The organism is Pseudomonas sp. DVZ6 (assembly GCF_024259445.1).
GTDB lineage: Bacteria > Pseudomonadota > Gammaproteobacteria > Pseudomonadales > Pseudomonadaceae > Aquipseudomonas > Aquipseudomonas peradeniyensis.
Genome location: NZ_JANCLM010000038.1, coordinates 1 through 15,191, shown reverse-complemented (window position 1 = coordinate 15,191; position 15,191 = coordinate 1). Strand labels below are relative to the sequence as shown.

General features: G+C 67.8%; 14 protein-coding genes and 2 pseudogenes. 10 read left to right on the top strand and 6 right to left on the bottom strand.

What is annotated here, in order from left to right:
- Nucleotides 1-178: 178 nt before the first annotated feature.
- A pseudogene (locus tag NMG10_RS20445) lies at nt 179-685 on the bottom strand (flavin reductase family protein); the annotation flags it as partial.
- Nucleotides 686-805: 120 nt separating this feature from the next.
- Nucleotides 806-1,975, bottom strand: a complete 1,170-nt coding sequence (locus NMG10_RS20440) for a p-hydroxyphenylacetate 3-hydroxylase oxygenase component (protein WP_254465021.1) — start codon at nt 1,973-1,975, stop codon at nt 806-808.
- A gap of 287 nt (nt 1,976-2,262) precedes the next feature.
- Between NMG10_RS20440 and NMG10_RS20435 the strand changes: the two genes are divergently transcribed.
- The 6 genes from NMG10_RS20435 to NMG10_RS20410 all read left to right on the top strand — a co-directional run bounded on the left by NMG10_RS20435 (nt 2,263) and on the right by NMG10_RS20410 (nt 8,314).
- Nucleotides 2,263-3,750 (top strand): aldehyde dehydrogenase family protein, encoded by a 1,488-nt coding sequence (locus NMG10_RS20435; RefSeq protein WP_254465020.1) that lies wholly within the window; start codon nt 2,263-2,265, stop codon nt 3,748-3,750.
- A 2-nt stretch (nt 3,751-3,752) separates the two neighbouring features.
- Nucleotides 3,753-4,412 (top strand): helix-turn-helix transcriptional regulator, encoded by a 660-nt coding sequence (locus NMG10_RS20430; protein WP_203647071.1) that lies wholly within the window; start codon nt 3,753-3,755, stop codon nt 4,410-4,412.
- Between the two features lie 76 nt (nt 4,413-4,488).
- On the top strand, nt 4,489-5,307 hold the full coding sequence (locus NMG10_RS20425) for a molybdenum cofactor biosynthesis F family protein (protein ID WP_254465019.1): 819 nt from the start codon (nt 4,489-4,491) through the stop codon (nt 5,305-5,307).
- Nucleotides 5,304-6,095, top strand: coding sequence for an SDR family NAD(P)-dependent oxidoreductase (locus NMG10_RS20420; protein WP_254465018.1), 792 nt, complete (start codon nt 5,304-5,306; stop codon nt 6,093-6,095). The genes NMG10_RS20425 and NMG10_RS20420 overlap by 4 nt, the downstream gene beginning before the upstream one ends.
- Nucleotides 6,092-6,859 (top strand): SDR family oxidoreductase, encoded by a 768-nt coding sequence (locus NMG10_RS20415; protein ID WP_254465017.1) that lies wholly within the window; start codon nt 6,092-6,094, stop codon nt 6,857-6,859. The genes NMG10_RS20420 and NMG10_RS20415 overlap by 4 nt, the downstream gene beginning before the upstream one ends.
- Before the next feature lie 168 nt (nt 6,860-7,027).
- Entirely contained in the window at nt 7,028-8,314 is a 1,287-nt protein-coding gene (locus NMG10_RS20410) for an alginate export family protein (RefSeq protein ID WP_254465044.1), read from the top strand.
- Between the two features lie 121 nt (nt 8,315-8,435).
- Here NMG10_RS20410 and NMG10_RS20405 read toward each other — a convergent pair whose 3' ends face one another.
- The gene (locus NMG10_RS20405; RefSeq protein WP_254465016.1) at nt 8,436-9,314 is read right to left on the bottom strand and encodes a Dyp-type peroxidase; all 879 of its coding nucleotides are present in this window, start codon (nt 9,312-9,314) and stop codon (nt 8,436-8,438) included.
- Nucleotides 9,315-9,488: 174 nt separating this feature from the next.
- On the opposite strand from NMG10_RS20405, the gene NMG10_RS20400 reads away from it, so the two are divergent.
- Together NMG10_RS20400 and NMG10_RS20395 are read left to right on the top strand one after the other, a co-directional pair.
- Nucleotides 9,489-10,379 carry a bile acid:sodium symporter family protein gene (locus tag NMG10_RS20400; RefSeq protein ID WP_234561452.1) on the top strand — a complete coding sequence of 297 codons (891 nt, stop codon included), beginning with the start codon at nt 9,489-9,491 and terminating at the stop codon, nt 10,377-10,379.
- 439 nt (nt 10,380-10,818) lie between these two features.
- On the top strand, nt 10,819-11,910 hold the full coding sequence (locus tag NMG10_RS20395; RefSeq protein WP_232856479.1) for a TerC family protein: 1,092 nt from the start codon (nt 10,819-10,821) through the stop codon (nt 11,908-11,910).
- Here the strand turns inward: NMG10_RS20395 and NMG10_RS20390 are convergent.
- The 3 genes and pseudogenes from NMG10_RS20390 to NMG10_RS20380 form a co-directional block, all read right to left on the bottom strand.
- A pseudogene (locus NMG10_RS20390) lies at nt 11,911-12,006 on the bottom strand (DUF1330 domain-containing protein); the annotation flags it as partial.
- Between the two features lie 141 nt (nt 12,007-12,147).
- Complete coding sequence (locus NMG10_RS20385) at nt 12,148-12,336, bottom strand: hypothetical protein (protein ID WP_028691681.1); 189 nt, start codon at nt 12,334-12,336, stop codon at nt 12,148-12,150.
- 141 nt (nt 12,337-12,477) lie between these two features.
- The gene (locus tag NMG10_RS20380) at nt 12,478-12,798 is read right to left on the bottom strand and encodes a heavy metal-binding domain-containing protein (protein WP_050705861.1); all 321 of its coding nucleotides are present in this window, start codon (nt 12,796-12,798) and stop codon (nt 12,478-12,480) included.
- A gap of 134 nt (nt 12,799-12,932) precedes the next feature.
- Between NMG10_RS20380 and NMG10_RS20375 the strand changes: the two genes are divergently transcribed.
- Both NMG10_RS20375 and NMG10_RS20370 read left to right on the top strand, forming a co-directional pair.
- A complete protein-coding gene (locus tag NMG10_RS20375; protein WP_254465015.1) occupies nt 12,933-14,360 on the top strand; it encodes an MFS transporter in 1,428 nt (475 codons plus the stop codon).
- Nucleotides 14,357-15,085, top strand: coding sequence for a class I SAM-dependent methyltransferase (locus NMG10_RS20370; protein ID WP_254465014.1), 729 nt, complete (start codon nt 14,357-14,359; stop codon nt 15,083-15,085). The genes NMG10_RS20375 and NMG10_RS20370 overlap by 4 nt, the downstream gene beginning before the upstream one ends.
- The last annotated feature ends 106 nt before the right edge of the window (nt 15,086-15,191 follow it).

Here is a 15,191-nt window from a genome sequence, read left to right as displayed (position 1 = left end):
CCGGTATCCGGCGAAGTGTTGCAGATGGGCGGGTGGACCCAGCATTGGGGAATGGGGCCAGGGTGGCGTGGTATTCACCGCAAGGGATTGTGCGCCGGTCAGATCGAGCGCTGTGCGCGTGGTGCTCGATCTGGCCGGCGTTACAAGGCGTGCAGCGAACGCCTTGAATACGCTACCTCTCGGTACGACGTTCCATCAGCGTGTGCGGCAGGACCCTGGAGTACGCACCCTGGTGATAGAGCAGCGGCGAGCCGCCCAGGTCGTCGAAGGCCAGCACCCGGCCGAGGAGGATCCAGTGATCGCCGCCATCGATCTGCTGGAACTTCTCGCAGCGAAAACGCGCCGCGCAGCCTGGCAGCAAGGGCGCCCCACCCTCTCCGGTCTCGTGTTCGATTCCGGCGAAGCGGTCTTCGCTGGGGCGGGCAAAGGTGTTGGACAGGTCGATCTGGTCGGCGGCCAGCACGTTCACGGCGAAGTGCCCGGCGGCCTCGAACACCGCATGGCTGCCGGAGCGTTTGTCGATGCTCCAGAGCACCAGCGGTGGATCGAGGGATACCGAGTTGAAGCTGTTGGCGGTGACGCCGACCTTGCGCCCCGAGGCGTCGGCGGCGGTGATCACGGTGACGCCGGTGGCGAAGTTGCCCAGGGCGCGGCGGAAGGCGCGGCTATCGAAGGAAGTGGACATGCAAGGCTCCGTCATTGTTATCGGGCTGGGTCGGTTTGCGGGCGCGGGCTTGTCTGGTCGAGCGCTATCGCGGGGCAAGCCCGCTCCCACGTTGTTCCGTCCATGTTTATCGGTTGCAGATCAGGTCATCGCCGGGTCCGGCTCCAGCCCCATCAGCTCGCGCCCGAGGATCTGCGCGCAGACGTCGTAGTCGGTGTAGGCATGCGCGCCGGTCATGTGCGCATCGCGGAACAGCCGCTGCAGCTCGTTGCCGTCGAACCAGGCGCCGCCGCCGGCCGCCTCCATCAGCCGATCCACGGCCTGGATGCACAGCTTGACCGCGTAGCCCTGGTTGGTGCGCCAGTAGGTAAGCTCGGTGCGGGTCGGGTATTGGTGCCGGGCACTGTACTCGGCGATCTGCTCCCAGCTCTTTTCCAGCAGCGCACGCGCCGCGGCGACCTGGTGGGTGGACTCGGCCAGGCGCATCAGCGCCGGGGTGGCCGCGCCGACGGCGGCGCCGGTGTAGGCGCGCACGCGGTTGCGGGTCTTGTCCCTGAAGACCTCGAGCATGCGCTCGGCGATGCCCAGGCTGACCGTGGAGAATCCGCTGGCGAAGTACGGCCGGTACGGGTTGAAGTAGATCGCACTGTCCGGGTACAGCCCGAAGCCCGCCGACTGGCCCTCCATCATGTCCCTGGCCTTCTGGATACGGTGTTCGGGCACGAAGGCACGCTCGACGATCAGCGTGCGGCTGCCACTGGCGCGCATGCCGGTGGCGAACCAGTCGTCGCGGATCTGGTAGTCGCTGCGCGGCAGCACGGCGAAGCAGTAGTCCTGGCCGCCCTCGGGGTTGGCCCGGCGAAAGCCCATGATCGCCCACTCGGCGTGGTCACAGCCGCTGCTCCAGCCCATCTCGCCGCTGAACAGCACACCGCCCTCGACCTCCTCGGTGCGGCCGAACGGCGCGATGCTGCTGCTGGCGGTGGCGTCCGGGTCGCGGCCCCAGATCTCGTCCTGCAAGCGTGCCGGGAACATCGCCAGCTGATGGCTGTGGGTGCACAGCAGGCTCATCGCCCAGGCGGTGCTGGCGCAGGCGCCGGCCAATGCGGCGATGCACTCGGCGAACTGCGGCAGGCTGATTTCCAGGCCGCCGTAATGCCTGGGCAGGAAGGCCTTGTGCAGGCCGATGGCCTTGAGCGCGGCGATGTTCTCGGCGGGCACGCTGCGCTCGCGCTCGGCCTGGTCGGCGCGGGCGGCGATGGCCGGCAACAGGGGCTTGAGGTCTTCGAGCAGGGAGTTTGGCTTTTTCATGGTCTGGCTCATTGTTATTGGACCCTGGCGAACGCTGCCTGGAAGGGGCCGCTCGCTGATGAATGCCGGGTCAGTATGGGAGCCGTGGGCGAGGTGGAAAATGCAACTTCCGCACCTCGGATTGCACTTTTCGTGGCGCCTGGCAGGCAGGGTCATGGGGGCGGCATGGGCAGACAAGATCGCCAGCTTGCCGCGCTTTAATCTGGGGGAAATCGGGCCGCGACGCGGCCCATCGCGGGGCAAGCCCGCTCCCACGAAGCCCTCGGCAACCCACCCGGAGCCCTGCCATGAGCGACATCGCCCTCCTCCCCAGCGTCAGCGCCTTCCTGGCCCGCGACCACGGTCTGTACATCCATGGCGCAGCGGTCGCCAGCCAATCCAGCGCCCGCATCACCGTGCACAACCCGGCCAACGGCGAAGCCATCGCCCAGGTCGCCGATGCCAACCTGGCCGACGTCGAGCGCGCCGTCGAATCGTCACGCCAGGGCTTTGCCAGCTGGTCGTGCACCAGCCCCGCCGCCCGCGCCGCGGTGTTGTTCCGCCTGGCCGACCTGCTGGAGGCCAACCGCGAGGAACTGGCCCAGCTGGAAACCCTGCAGTCGGGCAAGCTGATCGGCATCGCCCGCGCCTTCGAGGTGGAGCAGGCCGCGCACTTCCTGCGCTATTACGCCGGCTGGGCCACCAAGATCACCGGCCAGACCATCACCCCGTCCCTGCCCTCCTTCGCCGGCGAGCGCTACAGCGCCTTCACCCTGCGCGAGCCGGTGGGCGTGGTGGTGGGCATCGTGCCGTGGAACTTCGCCACCATGATTGCTCTGTGGAAACTGGCCTCGGCCCTGACCACCGGCTGCAGCATCGTGCTCAAGCCCAGCGAGTTCACCCCGCTGACCCTGCTGCGCATCGCCGAGCTGGCCAGCGAGGCCGGCCTGCCGCCGGGGGCGCTCAATGTGCTGACCGGCGGCGGCCTGGTGGGCAAGGCGCTGGTCGAGCACCCCGGCACCGACAAGGTGTCGTTCACCGGCTCCGTGCCCACCGGCATCGCCGTCGGCCAGGCGGCCATGGGCGCCAAGCTGACCCGGGCGACCCTGGAGCTGGGCGGCAAGAACGCGGTGGCGTTCCTGCCCGATGTCGCCGTCGACAAGGCGGTGGACGGCATCATCGAGGCCGGCTTCCTGCACTCCGGGCAGATCTGCGCCGCCGGCGAGCGCTTCTACGTCCATCGCTCGCGCCTCGACCCGCTGCTCGAGGCCCTGTCCCAGCGCCTGGGCCAGCTGAAGATCGGCTCCCCCCTGGACGAAACCACCCAGTTCGGCCCGGTGGCCAACAAGCCGCACCAGCAGAAGCTCGGCGAGCTGTTCGCCACCGCCCGTGCCGAGGGCAACCGCATCGTCCATGGCGGACGCCTCGGCGACGGCCCAGGCTGCTTCGTCGAGCCCACGGTCATCCTCGCCAACAACGCGGGCGACACCCTGCTCAACCAGGAAACCTTCGGCCCGGTGGCGACCTTCCTGCCCTACGACCATGAGGACGAACTGATCCACCTGATGAACGCCTCGCCCTACGGTCTGAGCGCGAGCCTGTGGACCAACGACCTGGGCAAGGCCATGCGCCTGATCCCGGAGATCCAGGCCGGGACCCTGTGGGTCAACATGCACACCCTGCTCGACCCGGCGGTGCCGTTCGGCGGCATCAAGGCCTCAGGTATTGGCCGCGAGTTCGGCTCGGCCTTCATCGACGACTTCACCGAGCTGAAGTCGGTGATGATCCGCTACTGACCATGACCCACGCCAACCACGACCTGGGCCGCTACTGCCTGCAGGCCTTCAGCCAGCAGGTGCCGGCCTCGCTGGCGGCGTTCTACCGCATCGATGCCGGGCAGCAGGCCTGCGACTTCCTGTTGCAGGACCTGCAGGCACCGATGCATGCCCGCTACCTCGAGCACTACCGGGCCTTCGACCCGCTGCAGCCCGAGCGCTGCCTGGCCATCGGCCAACCGGTGGTGTCGCTGCGCCAGGGCCTGGCCTGCCTGCCCGAAGCCCAGGGCCAGACCTACCGGCGTTTCCTCGCGCAGCATCAGGTGCTGGACGTGGTGGAGATCATCGCCCAGGCCGATGGCCGTCCCGTGGCCGGCGTCTCGCTGTTGCGCTGTGCCAGCCTCGGTGAGTTCCGCAGCGACGAACTCGAACGCCTGCTGCCCCTGCACGGGCTGATGCAACTCGCCGTGGCCAGCCAGCCGCTGGCGAGCGCGCCCGCGCCCGTCGAACTGACCCCACGGGAACGGCAGATCGCCGAGCTGCTGCGCCAGGGCAGCAGCAACAAACTGATCGCCCGCGCCCTGGGCGTCGGCCTGCCGACGGTGAAGACCCACCTGATCAACCTGTTCCGCAAGCTCGGCGTGCGCAACCGCACCGAGCTGGTGACCAGCCTCTACCTGTGACTCAACCTTCCGGTTGATACCGCCGCCCGTCACACCGTTGCACCCTGTGGCCACCCCAACCACAGGAGTCACCGCCATGCCCAACACCGCCGACTGGATCACCGTGGGCGCCCTCGCCGACGGCTTCGCGCCCGAGGCCTTCATCCTGCCGCAACTGGCCGACCTGTCCGGGCGCACGCTCACCCTGCACTTCGCCAATGGCTGGGTCATCGAACACCGCTTCGACAGCGAACGCCTGCACTGGCGCGCCGCGGACGGCCACAGCAGCGGCAGCGCCGGCTACCGGGCCACCTCGGTGCGCCCCGGCATCTACCTGGTCGACTTCATCAAGCACGAGGCCGGCCAGGCCTGGTCGGTGTCGCTGGTGCTCGACACCCTCGAGCACGCCTTCACCGCCGTGCTCGGCCGCTTGCCCGACCAGGCCCGCACCCAGCGCGGCCTGTACGCCCTGGCCCTGGCCGGCGAAGCGCTGACCGGCATCGAGACCAGCTTCCTGCACGGCAGCCTCGACCGCCCCTGGCAGGCCGGCGCCTGCCCCCACGCGCCGACCACCGAGCTGGTCGGCCTGCGCAACCACTACCGCTACAGCCCCACCGAGGAGTACGAGCACATCTACCTCAACGCCAACTACTACAGCTGGCAGTGCCTCAAGGGCGTCGAACAGGGCCTGTGCGACACCGACCGGGCGTACTACTACAAGATCGCCGAGCAGCTGTACCTGTTCGTCTGGTGCGAGAAGATCGTACCCACCCTGGGCCTGGTGATGATCGACCTGGCGCACCACCGCAGCGACGGCAAGATCTTCGGCTATCAGGGCGGCGGCTTCGATGCGCTGGCCAATTTCCCGGTGTCGTCCCACTGTCGGGTGCTCAACCGCACGGAGTATGCGCAGTGAGCCGCAGCGTGCTGATCACCGGGGCCGGCAGCGGCATCGGTGAAGCCTGCGCCCTGCGCCTGGCCGGCCAGGGCTGGCAGGTAGCGCTGGTGGGCCGCCGCCGCGAAGCGCTGCAGCGCGTCGCGCAGCTGTGCGATGGCCTGGTGCTGGCCGGCGACGCCGCTGACAGCGCCTCCTGGGCGGGTTTCATCGAGCAGGTGCGCACCCGCTTCGGCGGCCTCGACGCGGTGATCGCCTGCGCCGGCGGCCATGGCCTGGGACCGGCCGAGCAGACCAGCGACGCCGCCTGGCGCGAGGCCCTGCGCGGCAACCTCGACAGCGCCTTCCACACCGCCCGGGCCTGCCTGCCGTTGCTGCGCGAGCGGCGCGGCAGCCTGGTGCTGCTGGGCTCCATCGCCTCGCTGGCGGCCGGCCCCGAGGTCTGCGGCTACACCACCGCCAAGCATGCCCTGGTCGGCCTGACCCGCTCGCTGGCCCGTGACTACGGGCCATTCGGCGTGCGGGTCAACTGCGTCTGCCCAGGCTGGGTGCGCACGCCCATGGCGGATCAGGAGATGCAGCCATTGATGGATCACTACCAGGAAGACCTCGACGCCGCCTACCGGCGGGTCACCGCCGACGTGCCGCTGCGCCGCCCGGCCAGCAGCGACGAGATTGCCGCCGTGTGCCAGTTCCTGGTCGGCGCCGAGGCCAGCATCGTCACCGGCGCGGTGATCACCGCCGATGGCGGTTCGACCGTGGTCGACGTGCCGACCCTGGCCTACACCCGCCTGGAGCCATCGGCATGAACGCGCGCTACGACTTCAAAGGCCGCACGGTGCTGGTCACCGGCGCGGCGGGCGGCATCGGCCAGGCCATCGTCGAGGGTTTCGCCCGTGGCGGCGCCCGGGTGCTGGCGCTGGACCTCGACCCGCAGGCGTTGCAGCGCCTGGTCGAGGACCAGGTGGCGTTGGGGCACGAGGTTCGTGGGGAGGTCCTCGACCTGGCCGACCCCGGCGCGATCCGCGCCTCGCTGGCCGGACTGCAACGCCTGGACGTACTGGTGCACAACGCCGCCTACTTTCCACTCACCCCACTCACCGAGATCGACCCGGCCCTGTTGCAGCGCACCCTGGCGGTGAACCTGGGCGCATTGTTCTGGCTTGTCCAGGGCGCCCTGCCCCTGTTCCGCCGCCAGGGTGGCGGATGCGTGCTGGCCACCTCGTCGGTGACCGGGCCCCGGGTGGCCTACCCGGGCCTGAGCCATTACGCGGCGTCCAAGGCCGGGGTCAATGGCTTCATTCGCAATGCCGCGCTGGAACTGGCGCCATTCAACGTGCGGGTCAACGGCGTGGAGCCGGGGATGGTGCGCACGCCGGCCATGGACAACCTCGGCGATACCACCCTGAACGCCCGGATCGCCGCCGGCGTGCCCCTGGGGCGACTGGGCGAGCCGGCCGATATCGCCGCGGCGATGCTGTTCCTCGCCTCTGACGCCGCCTGCTACATCACCGGCCAGACCCTGGTGGTCGACGGCGGCGCGACCTTGCCGGAGAGCGCCGCGAGCCTGTGATGGCGGTGATATGCAAGACCGCTGGCAGCCACGGGCAAGACCGCCGCCAGCGTTCCACGCGCTAATAGCCCGTCGCCTTTCGACACTGCCTCCACAACAACGCGGCACCCAAGACCGCACACAACAAACGAGGATCGATCCATGCGTCTCACCCCACGTCGCACCGCAATGGCCGCGGCCCTGGCCCTGCTGGTCCATGGCCCGGCCAGCCCGGCCTACGAGCTGTACGCCGACGACGACAGCCACCTGAATGCCGACCTGCTCGCGGTCTGGGGCATGTTCAACAGCCGCCACAACTATGACGGCACTCCCGGCGGCTCGACCTGGCGCGAGGGTTTCATCAAGTACGGCCTCAGCGGCGACCAGGGCCTGGTCGGCAACGGCAGCCTGTACGGCGCCCTCAACTGGGTCAGCTCCGGCGCCTGGGGCGACGGCGACGCCGGCGGCAACCAGGACGGCTCCGAACGCACCACCAAGATCGAGGACGCCTACCTGGGCTGGCGCTCGGGTGATCTGTTCCCGTTGCTGGGCAAGGATGGCGTTGACCTGTCCGGCGGGCGCCAGGTGATCCGCCTGGGCAGCGGCTTCCTGATCAACGACGACGGCCCCAACCTGGGCAAGGGCCCGGCCGACGGCCAGCTCAATCGCGGCGGCGGCTTCTACCTGGGCGCGCGCCACGCCTTCGACCGCACCGCGGTGCTGCGCCTGGGCGGCAAGCAGGGGCTGCATGGCAGCGTGCTGTGGCTCAAGTCCGACAACCGTGCCCAGGCCGAAACCGAGCTGGCGGCCGGCACCCTGGACTACACCCATGAACTGGGCACCCTGGGCCTGACCTATATCCACGGCATCGACGTGACCGACCAGTGGGCCAGCGAGTTCCAGAAGGCCCGTGAGGGCATGGATGTGTACAGCCTGCGCGGCGAAGGTGGCGTCGGGCTGGAAAACACCCGCTTCGCTTTCGAGTACGCCTGGCAGGACAAGCGCGGTGGCCGCGAGACCGCCTGGTACACCGAGGCCGCCTACACCTTCGCCGAAGCCCCCTGGGCGCCGCAGCTGACCTACCGCTACACCCGCTATTCGGCGGGCTGGGACCTGCTGTTCACCGGCCTGTCCAGCGGCTACGGCACCTGGATCCAGGGCGAGGTCGCCGGCAACTATGCCGGGCCGTTCAACACCAACAGCGGCATCCACCATGTGGGCCTGAAGGCCACGCCACGGGACGATCTCACCCTCGGCGCGCTGTTCTTCGACTTCGACACCGTGCGCACCCGCGACACCCTGAACCTGGATGCCCAGGAGTTGGACCTGTATGTGGAGTGGGCAGTCAACGAGCACCTGATCGTCACCCCGCTGCTGGGGCTGTTCAAGCCGCGCAAGGATCAAAGCAATGGCGGCAACCAGGTGGGGAGCGGAACCAATATTTATAGTCAGTTGACGGTGGCTGTGCCGTTCTGAAGGGGTACCGGGGGCGCCCTGCACCCCTTTCGCGGCACAAGGCCGCTCCTACAGGGACGCGCATTCTGCTGTAGGAGCGGCCTTGCGCCGCGAAAGGGCTGCGCAGCAGCCCCTGGATCCATCAGCCCAGCAGCAAGCGCAGGTCGGCACCGACTTCAGCCAACGGCGGGCACCAGTAGTACCCCCCCGTCAACGGCCGGCTGAAGCGGTACAGGCCATCGATCACGCCATCCTCGAGCCCGCTCATGCGCCGCAGCTGCACCTCGAAGGCATCCAGCGAAAAGCCCAAGGCGACGAACGCCAGGCCGGCGCCACGTTCATCGGTCCAGGCCACCGAACGACGCACCACGAACGCCTCCGGCGCGAAGCTTTCCTGGGCGGTACGCTTGACGTGGGCCGATTCGGGTGCATCGTCGAGCTCTTCGTTGTCGCTCAGGCGGCGGCCAATGATGTTGTCCTGTTCAGCCTGGGGCAGCGACTTGAAGTACTCCAGGTCGTGCTTCCACAGCTGGAACGCGGCAAAGCTGGAGCCCGCCAGGCCAGGCGCCTCGCCCGGCACGATGGCCGCGGCGACGGCGTCTTCGTCCACCGGGTTCTCGGTGCCGTCTTCGTAGCCGGTCAGGTCGTGGCCGCCGCGGTGCAGGAAACCGTCGACGCTGTCGACCAGGCGCAGGGCCGGCGCCAGCGCCTGCTGCAGGGCCTGGGCGCGCAGGAACAGCTCGCCGCGTTCGGCGCCGCGCAGCCACAGCCACAGGGCGTGCTGGGTCGCCGGGTTCTCCACCACCGCGTCCAGTTGCGGGAAGCTGCGCAGGCCCGGCACTTCGCGGCCCAGGGCCTTGGCCAGCGGCGCGCCGACGCCCAGGATCAGGCTCTGTCCATCGACCTGCGGCAACAGCTGGTCGAGGACGGCGGGCAAGGCCTCGAGCGAATCGAGGGCGAAGAACAGGTGGCGGGCATGGGCCGGCACCGGAGTGGCAAGCAGACCTGGCTGGAACGGCATGACAGGCGAATCCTCGGCAAAAGGTCGAATGCTACTGCGCCAGGCGGCGCATCGCAACGCGGCACAAGGCCGCTCGCCCCAGTAACAATCGGTTACCAAGGCAGGCCAGTTGCGATTAGCTATCGTTGCGCCACCACCTACACTCCTCGGAATCCTTCGCCCGAGAGACCGCCCATGACCGCCTCCCCGCTGCTCACCGCCCTTCTGCCGCTGGCCCTGGGTATCATCATGCTCGGCCTGGGCCTGTCGCTGACCCTGGCCGACTTCGCCCGGGTGGTGAAGTACCCCAAGCCGGTGGTGATCGGCCTGATCTGCCAGATCCTGCTGCTGCCGCTGGTGTGCTTCCTGATCGCCAACGGTTTCGGCCTCGAATCGGCACTGGCGGTGGGCCTGATGCTGCTGGCCGCCTCTCCGGGCGGCACCACCGCCAACCTGTTCAGCCACCTGGCCCATGGCGACGTGGCGCTGAACATCACCCTGACCGCGGTCAACTCGCTGATCGCCATCCTCACCATGCCGCTGCTGGTGAACCTGTCGCTGGTCTGGTTCATGGAATCGGACCAGGCCATCCCGCTGCAGTTCGCCAAGGTCATGCAGGTGTTCGCCATCGTCCTGCTGCCGGTGGCGCTGGGCATGCTGATTCGCCACTGGACGCCGCGCTTCGCCGCGCGCATGGAAAAACCAATGAAGATCGTCGCGGCGCTGTTCCTGGCCTTCACCATCGTCCTGGCCCTGGCCAAGGACTGGCAGACCGTGGTCGAGTACGCGCCGATCGTCGGGGGCGCCGCGCTGCTGTTCAACCTGCTCAGCCTCGCGGTGGGCTACTGGGTGCCGCGCCTGCTGAGCATTCCGAAGCGCCAGGCGATCGCCATCGGCATGGAGATCGGCATCCACAACGGCACCCTGGCCATCGCCCTGGCCCTGAGCCCGACGCTGCTCAACAACGCGACCATGGCGGTGCCGGCGGCGATCTACAGCCTGATCATGTTCTTCACGGCGGCGGGGTTTGGCTGGTGGGTGAGCCGGGGGCACAAGGCCGCCGACACCGTCAGCGATTGCGCCTGAGTACCAGGTCTTTCAAGGTGTTTGAGCTCGAGGGCTATTGACCGCATCAGGGCTACCAAGTGTTCGCCGTAACTCTTATAGGCGCTGTAAGAGTTACGGCGAACACCTTGAAAGGGCTGCGCCTAAGTACGAAATGTGTCTGCGCGAGGCCAAACTAGGCGAAAAGGGGAAGCAAGCGCAATGCACTGGCGTACATGAGCATTCCGAGCCCCGTTTCGGGTCGGACTCGGGATACTCACCACGCCTCGATGTTGGCGCCCCAGCCGGCGGATACTTCGCAACCATTGGATTCAGGCAAAGAAATGTAACAGCCTGCCATTCGCAAGCCCGGCGATCGCGACTAGGCTCAGAAGCATGTGATGCCGGGCCCCTCTGACGGTTTGCACCGCCATGTCGGAATCACTGTTGCCTTGCAACGTCGACAATCAAGGAGGGGCTCATGACGGCTCTGCAGCATTTCCTCTTCACGCCTTTTCTCGGCACCAGCGCCTGGTTGTGGCTGGTCTTCATCACCATCGTCATCGCCTTGCTGGTTCTCGACCTGGGTGTGCTGCACCGCCAGGACCGCGAGATCGAGATGCGCGAAAGCCTGTTGCTGTACTCGGGCTACTTCAGCGTCGGCGTGCTGTTCGGCCTGTGGGTCTGGCATGAGCTGGGCGCGCAGCCGGCGCTGGAGTTCTACACCGGTTTCCTGGTCGAGCAGTCGCTGTCGATGGACAACGTGTTCGTCATGGCGATGATCTTCAGTTTCTTCGCCATCCCCCGCCGCTACCAGCATCGGGTGCTGTTCTGGGGCATCCTCGGGGTGGTGGTGCTGCGGGCGATCATGATCGGCGTGGGCGCCGCGCTGGTGCAGCACTTCGCCTGGGTGCTGTACCTGTTCGGCGCCTTCCTGCTGTTCACCGGGGTGAAGATGGCCCTGTCAAAGGACGACGCCCACCCGGACCTGGCCAACAACCCGGTGCTGCGCTTCGTGCGCCGGCACATGCGCGTCACCGACCAGCTGCATGGCCGGCACTTCTTCGTCCAGCTCACGCCGCCCGGGGCGACGCGGGCGACCCGCTATGCCACGCCGCTGTTCCTCGCCCTGGTCTTGATCGAGCTGGCCGACCTGGTGTTCGCCGTCGACAGCGTGCCGGCGATCTTCGCCATCACCCAGGACCCGTTCATCGTCTACACCTCGAACATCTTCGCCATCCTTGGCCTGCGTTCGCTGTACTTCGCCCTGGCGGCGCTGATGCACCGCTTCGTCTACCTCAAGTACGCGCTGGCGCTGGTGCTGATCTTCATCGGCTGCAAGATCTTCTGGCACGGGCTGGTGGGCAAGGTGCCGGCCGGGATATCGCTGGGGGTGACGTTCGGATTGCTGCTGGGCGGAGTGCTGTTGTCACTGCTGCGCACCCGTGACCAGTCGCCACCCGCCGATACCGACGCCGTGCAGGACACGCCGCTGCCCACCACGGACAAGCCGGCGACTCCACGCCCTGCCGGCGAAAACCCGGAAAAGAAAGACCCGCACCTGCGGGTCTGATCAGGGGGCGAGCCCCTCGACGATGATCACCTGCGCCAGCGCCACGCCCTGGCAATGGCGGCAGGCATCCTGGTACAGGTCCGACCGGTAGCGGGCCCCGCGGCACTGCAGAAGGTCGCCGGGGGGGGGTGATCCTGGCCAACCACGAAGAGCGACCTGAGCAAGGGCGCCGGGGCCCATTGAACGCGACGGCGCCCACAGGACCTGTGGGCGCCGCGATGGGGATTCAGCGCGGATTTACTTCTTCGACGGGACACGCGGCGTGAAACGCCCCTTCTTGGCCCGCTGCAGGTGCGCCGGTTGCAGTTGTTCCGACTCGTCCAGGGTCATGTTGGCAAAGCCCAGGCGCACGGCTGCCTGGCCACAGCGCACCTGGCTGTTGATCGGAAACGCATCGTTCAGGTCTTCGAAATAGGATTCGCTCATGCCCTGTCTCCCTCCAATGGCGACCGTGCCGGCAGGCAATACGCCTGCCTAGTGAAGCGGCGGTCCGTTGAAGTGAGACTAGCCGGTCATTTGCAGACCAGTCGGACCAAAATTTCCTGGTCCGACCAGTGGCAACTGGCCTTACTTCAGACGTACCGCCGTGCCGGTGGCGAACACCACGACCATGCCGCCCTGTACCGACGGCATGCTGATCTCGAAGTCCACGCCCACCAGCGCATCGGCTTGCAACTGCCGTGCCCGCGCCATGAGTTCCTCGGTGGCCTGCTCGCGGGCCAGCTTCAGCGCGCCCTCCAGGGTTTGTGAGCGGCCGCCGAAGAAGTCGCGAAAGCGTGCGAAGAAATCGCGCACGAAGTTGATCCCCTGCACCGATTCGGCGCTGACCACGCCGAGGTACTCGGCAATCGGACGGCCGTCGAGCTGGCTGGTGGTGCTGATGATCATGGGTGACGCTCCTGGAACAAGACAAAAGAGCACGATCCTAGCAAAAACATCACCGCCAAATTACACAAGCAAAACCTTGAATAATGATTTTCCGACTCCTAGACTCCCAGCGCAGGACCACGCAAGGAGCGTACATGACCGCAATCCCCGAACAGCCCCCGGCGCGCTGGAGCGAACTGCTCAGCGGCGGCAACGCGCTGCGCTCGATCGCCCTGGCCGGCGGCGTCGCCCTGCATGCCATCAATGTCTACATCGTCACCACCCTGCTGCCGACCGTGATCGAAGAGATCGGCGGGTTGGCCTTCTATGCCTGGAACACCACCTTGTTCGTGGTCGCCTCGATCATCGGTTCCACCCTCTCCACCCGCCTGCTGGCCCGCAGTGGGCCGCGAGTCGCCTACCTGCTGGCGCTGCTGGTGTTCACCATCGGCTCGCTGCTCTGCGCCCAGGCCGCGAGCATGCCGATGCTGCTGCTTGGACGCAGCGTGCAGGGCCTGGGTGGCGGCATCCTGTTCGCCCTGAGCTATGCGCTGATCCACCTGGTGTTCGACAGCCGCCTGTGGCCCCGCGCCATGGCCCTGGTCTCGGCGATGTGGGGCGTGGCCACGCTGTGCGGCCCGGCCGTGGGCGGGGTGTTCGCCGAAGGTGGACACTGGCGCTGGGCGTTCTGGTCGCTGCTGCCGGTGGCTGGCGCCCTGGCGCTGATCGTCTGCCTGCGCCTGCCGGCGCGCCAGGCCGTGGACGACAATGGCGCGCGCCCGGCCTACGGGCTGATCGCCTGCCTGGTGGCCTCGGTGCTGGCGATCTGTGCAGCCAGCCTGGCCGATACCTTGTGGATCAACCTGGCCGGCATCGTCGTGGGCCTGGCCCTCGCCGCGCTGATCGCCCGCCGCGATCCGCGGGCGCGCCATCACCTGTTGCCCACCGGGGCCTACAGCCTCAGGCAACCGATGGGCGCGCTGTTCGCCATGATGTGCCTGCTGGTGGCGGCCATCACCACCGAAATCTATGTACCTTACTTCCTGCAGCGCATCCATGGCTTCGGCCCTCTGGCCGCCGGCTACCTGACCGCCGTGATGGCCGCTGGCTGGACGGTTGGCGCCCTGGCCAGCGCCGGACGCGACCGCGATGGCGGCGCCTGGCAGATCCGCAGCGGGCCGCTGGTGGTGGCCGTGGCGCTGCTGGCCCTGGCCGTGCTGACCCCCGCCCCGACCTGGATCGCCAGCGCGCCGGGCCTGGCCCTGTTCGCCCTGGCCCTGGCCGGCGTCGGCCTGGGCATCGGCCTGGGCTGGCCGCACCTGCTCACCCGGGTGCTGCAGGCAGCGCGCCCCGGCGAGGAAAACCTCGCCTCGGCCTCGATCACCACCGTGCAACTCTACGCCACCGCCCTGGCCGCGGCCCTGGCCGGCCTGGTCGCCAACGGCGCCGGGCTGGTCGAGCCCGGCGGCGAGCAAGGCGCGCGCCAGGCGGCGCTATGGCTGTTCGCCGTGTTCGCCTGCGCGCCGCTGCTGGCGCTGCCGTTGGCGCTGCGACTCACCTCTGAAAACAAGGAGCGCCCATGAAGGAATCCAAGGAAGTCTACGAGCGGATCAGCGAGCAGTTCGAAGACTTCACCAGCCACGCCAGCCAGCGCGGGGTCGAGGTCGACACGTTTCGCTACATGGCCGGCGAAGTGACCGGCGAGGAAGTTCTCGACCTGGCCTGCGGCCATGGCTTCTTCAGCCGCCGCCTGAAGGACTGGGGCGCGGCGCGGGTACACGGCGTGGACATCTCGCCGAGCATGATCTACCAGGCGCGCCAGGCCAACGACGGCATCGCCTACGAAGTGCGCGACGTGGCGCAGATGGGCCGCATTGGCCAGTTCGACAAGGTCACCGCCGCCTGGCTGTTCAACTACGCCGGCAGCGTCGAGGAATTGCGGCGCATGTTCGAGAGTGTCGCCCTTAACCTCAAGCTGAACGGACAGCTGATCGCCTACACGGCGAACCCCGCCTTCGACCTGGCCCGGGGCAATTTCACCGAGTACGGCATTCGTGTGCTGGACGAACAGCCGGTGGAAGGCGGCCTGCGCTGCCGGGGCCAGTTCATGAGTACACCGCCTGCGGACTTCACCTATTACCGCTGGCAAAAGTCGGTCTACGAACAGGCCGCCCACGATGTCGGCCTGCGCAACGTGCGCTGGATTGCCCCACTGATCAGCGGGATCCGCAAGAAAGCGCATCCGCCTGGGTATTGGGACCTGTTCGAGCAGAACAGCCTGCAGGTCGGGCTGATCTGCAGTCGCTAGGTTGCGCGTTTCCCAGATCACCTGTCGCAGCGGGAACAAAGTTGTAAGCATCACCAGCGTGGGAGCGGGCTTGCCCCGCGATCACCGGCAAAGCCGGTGCCATACA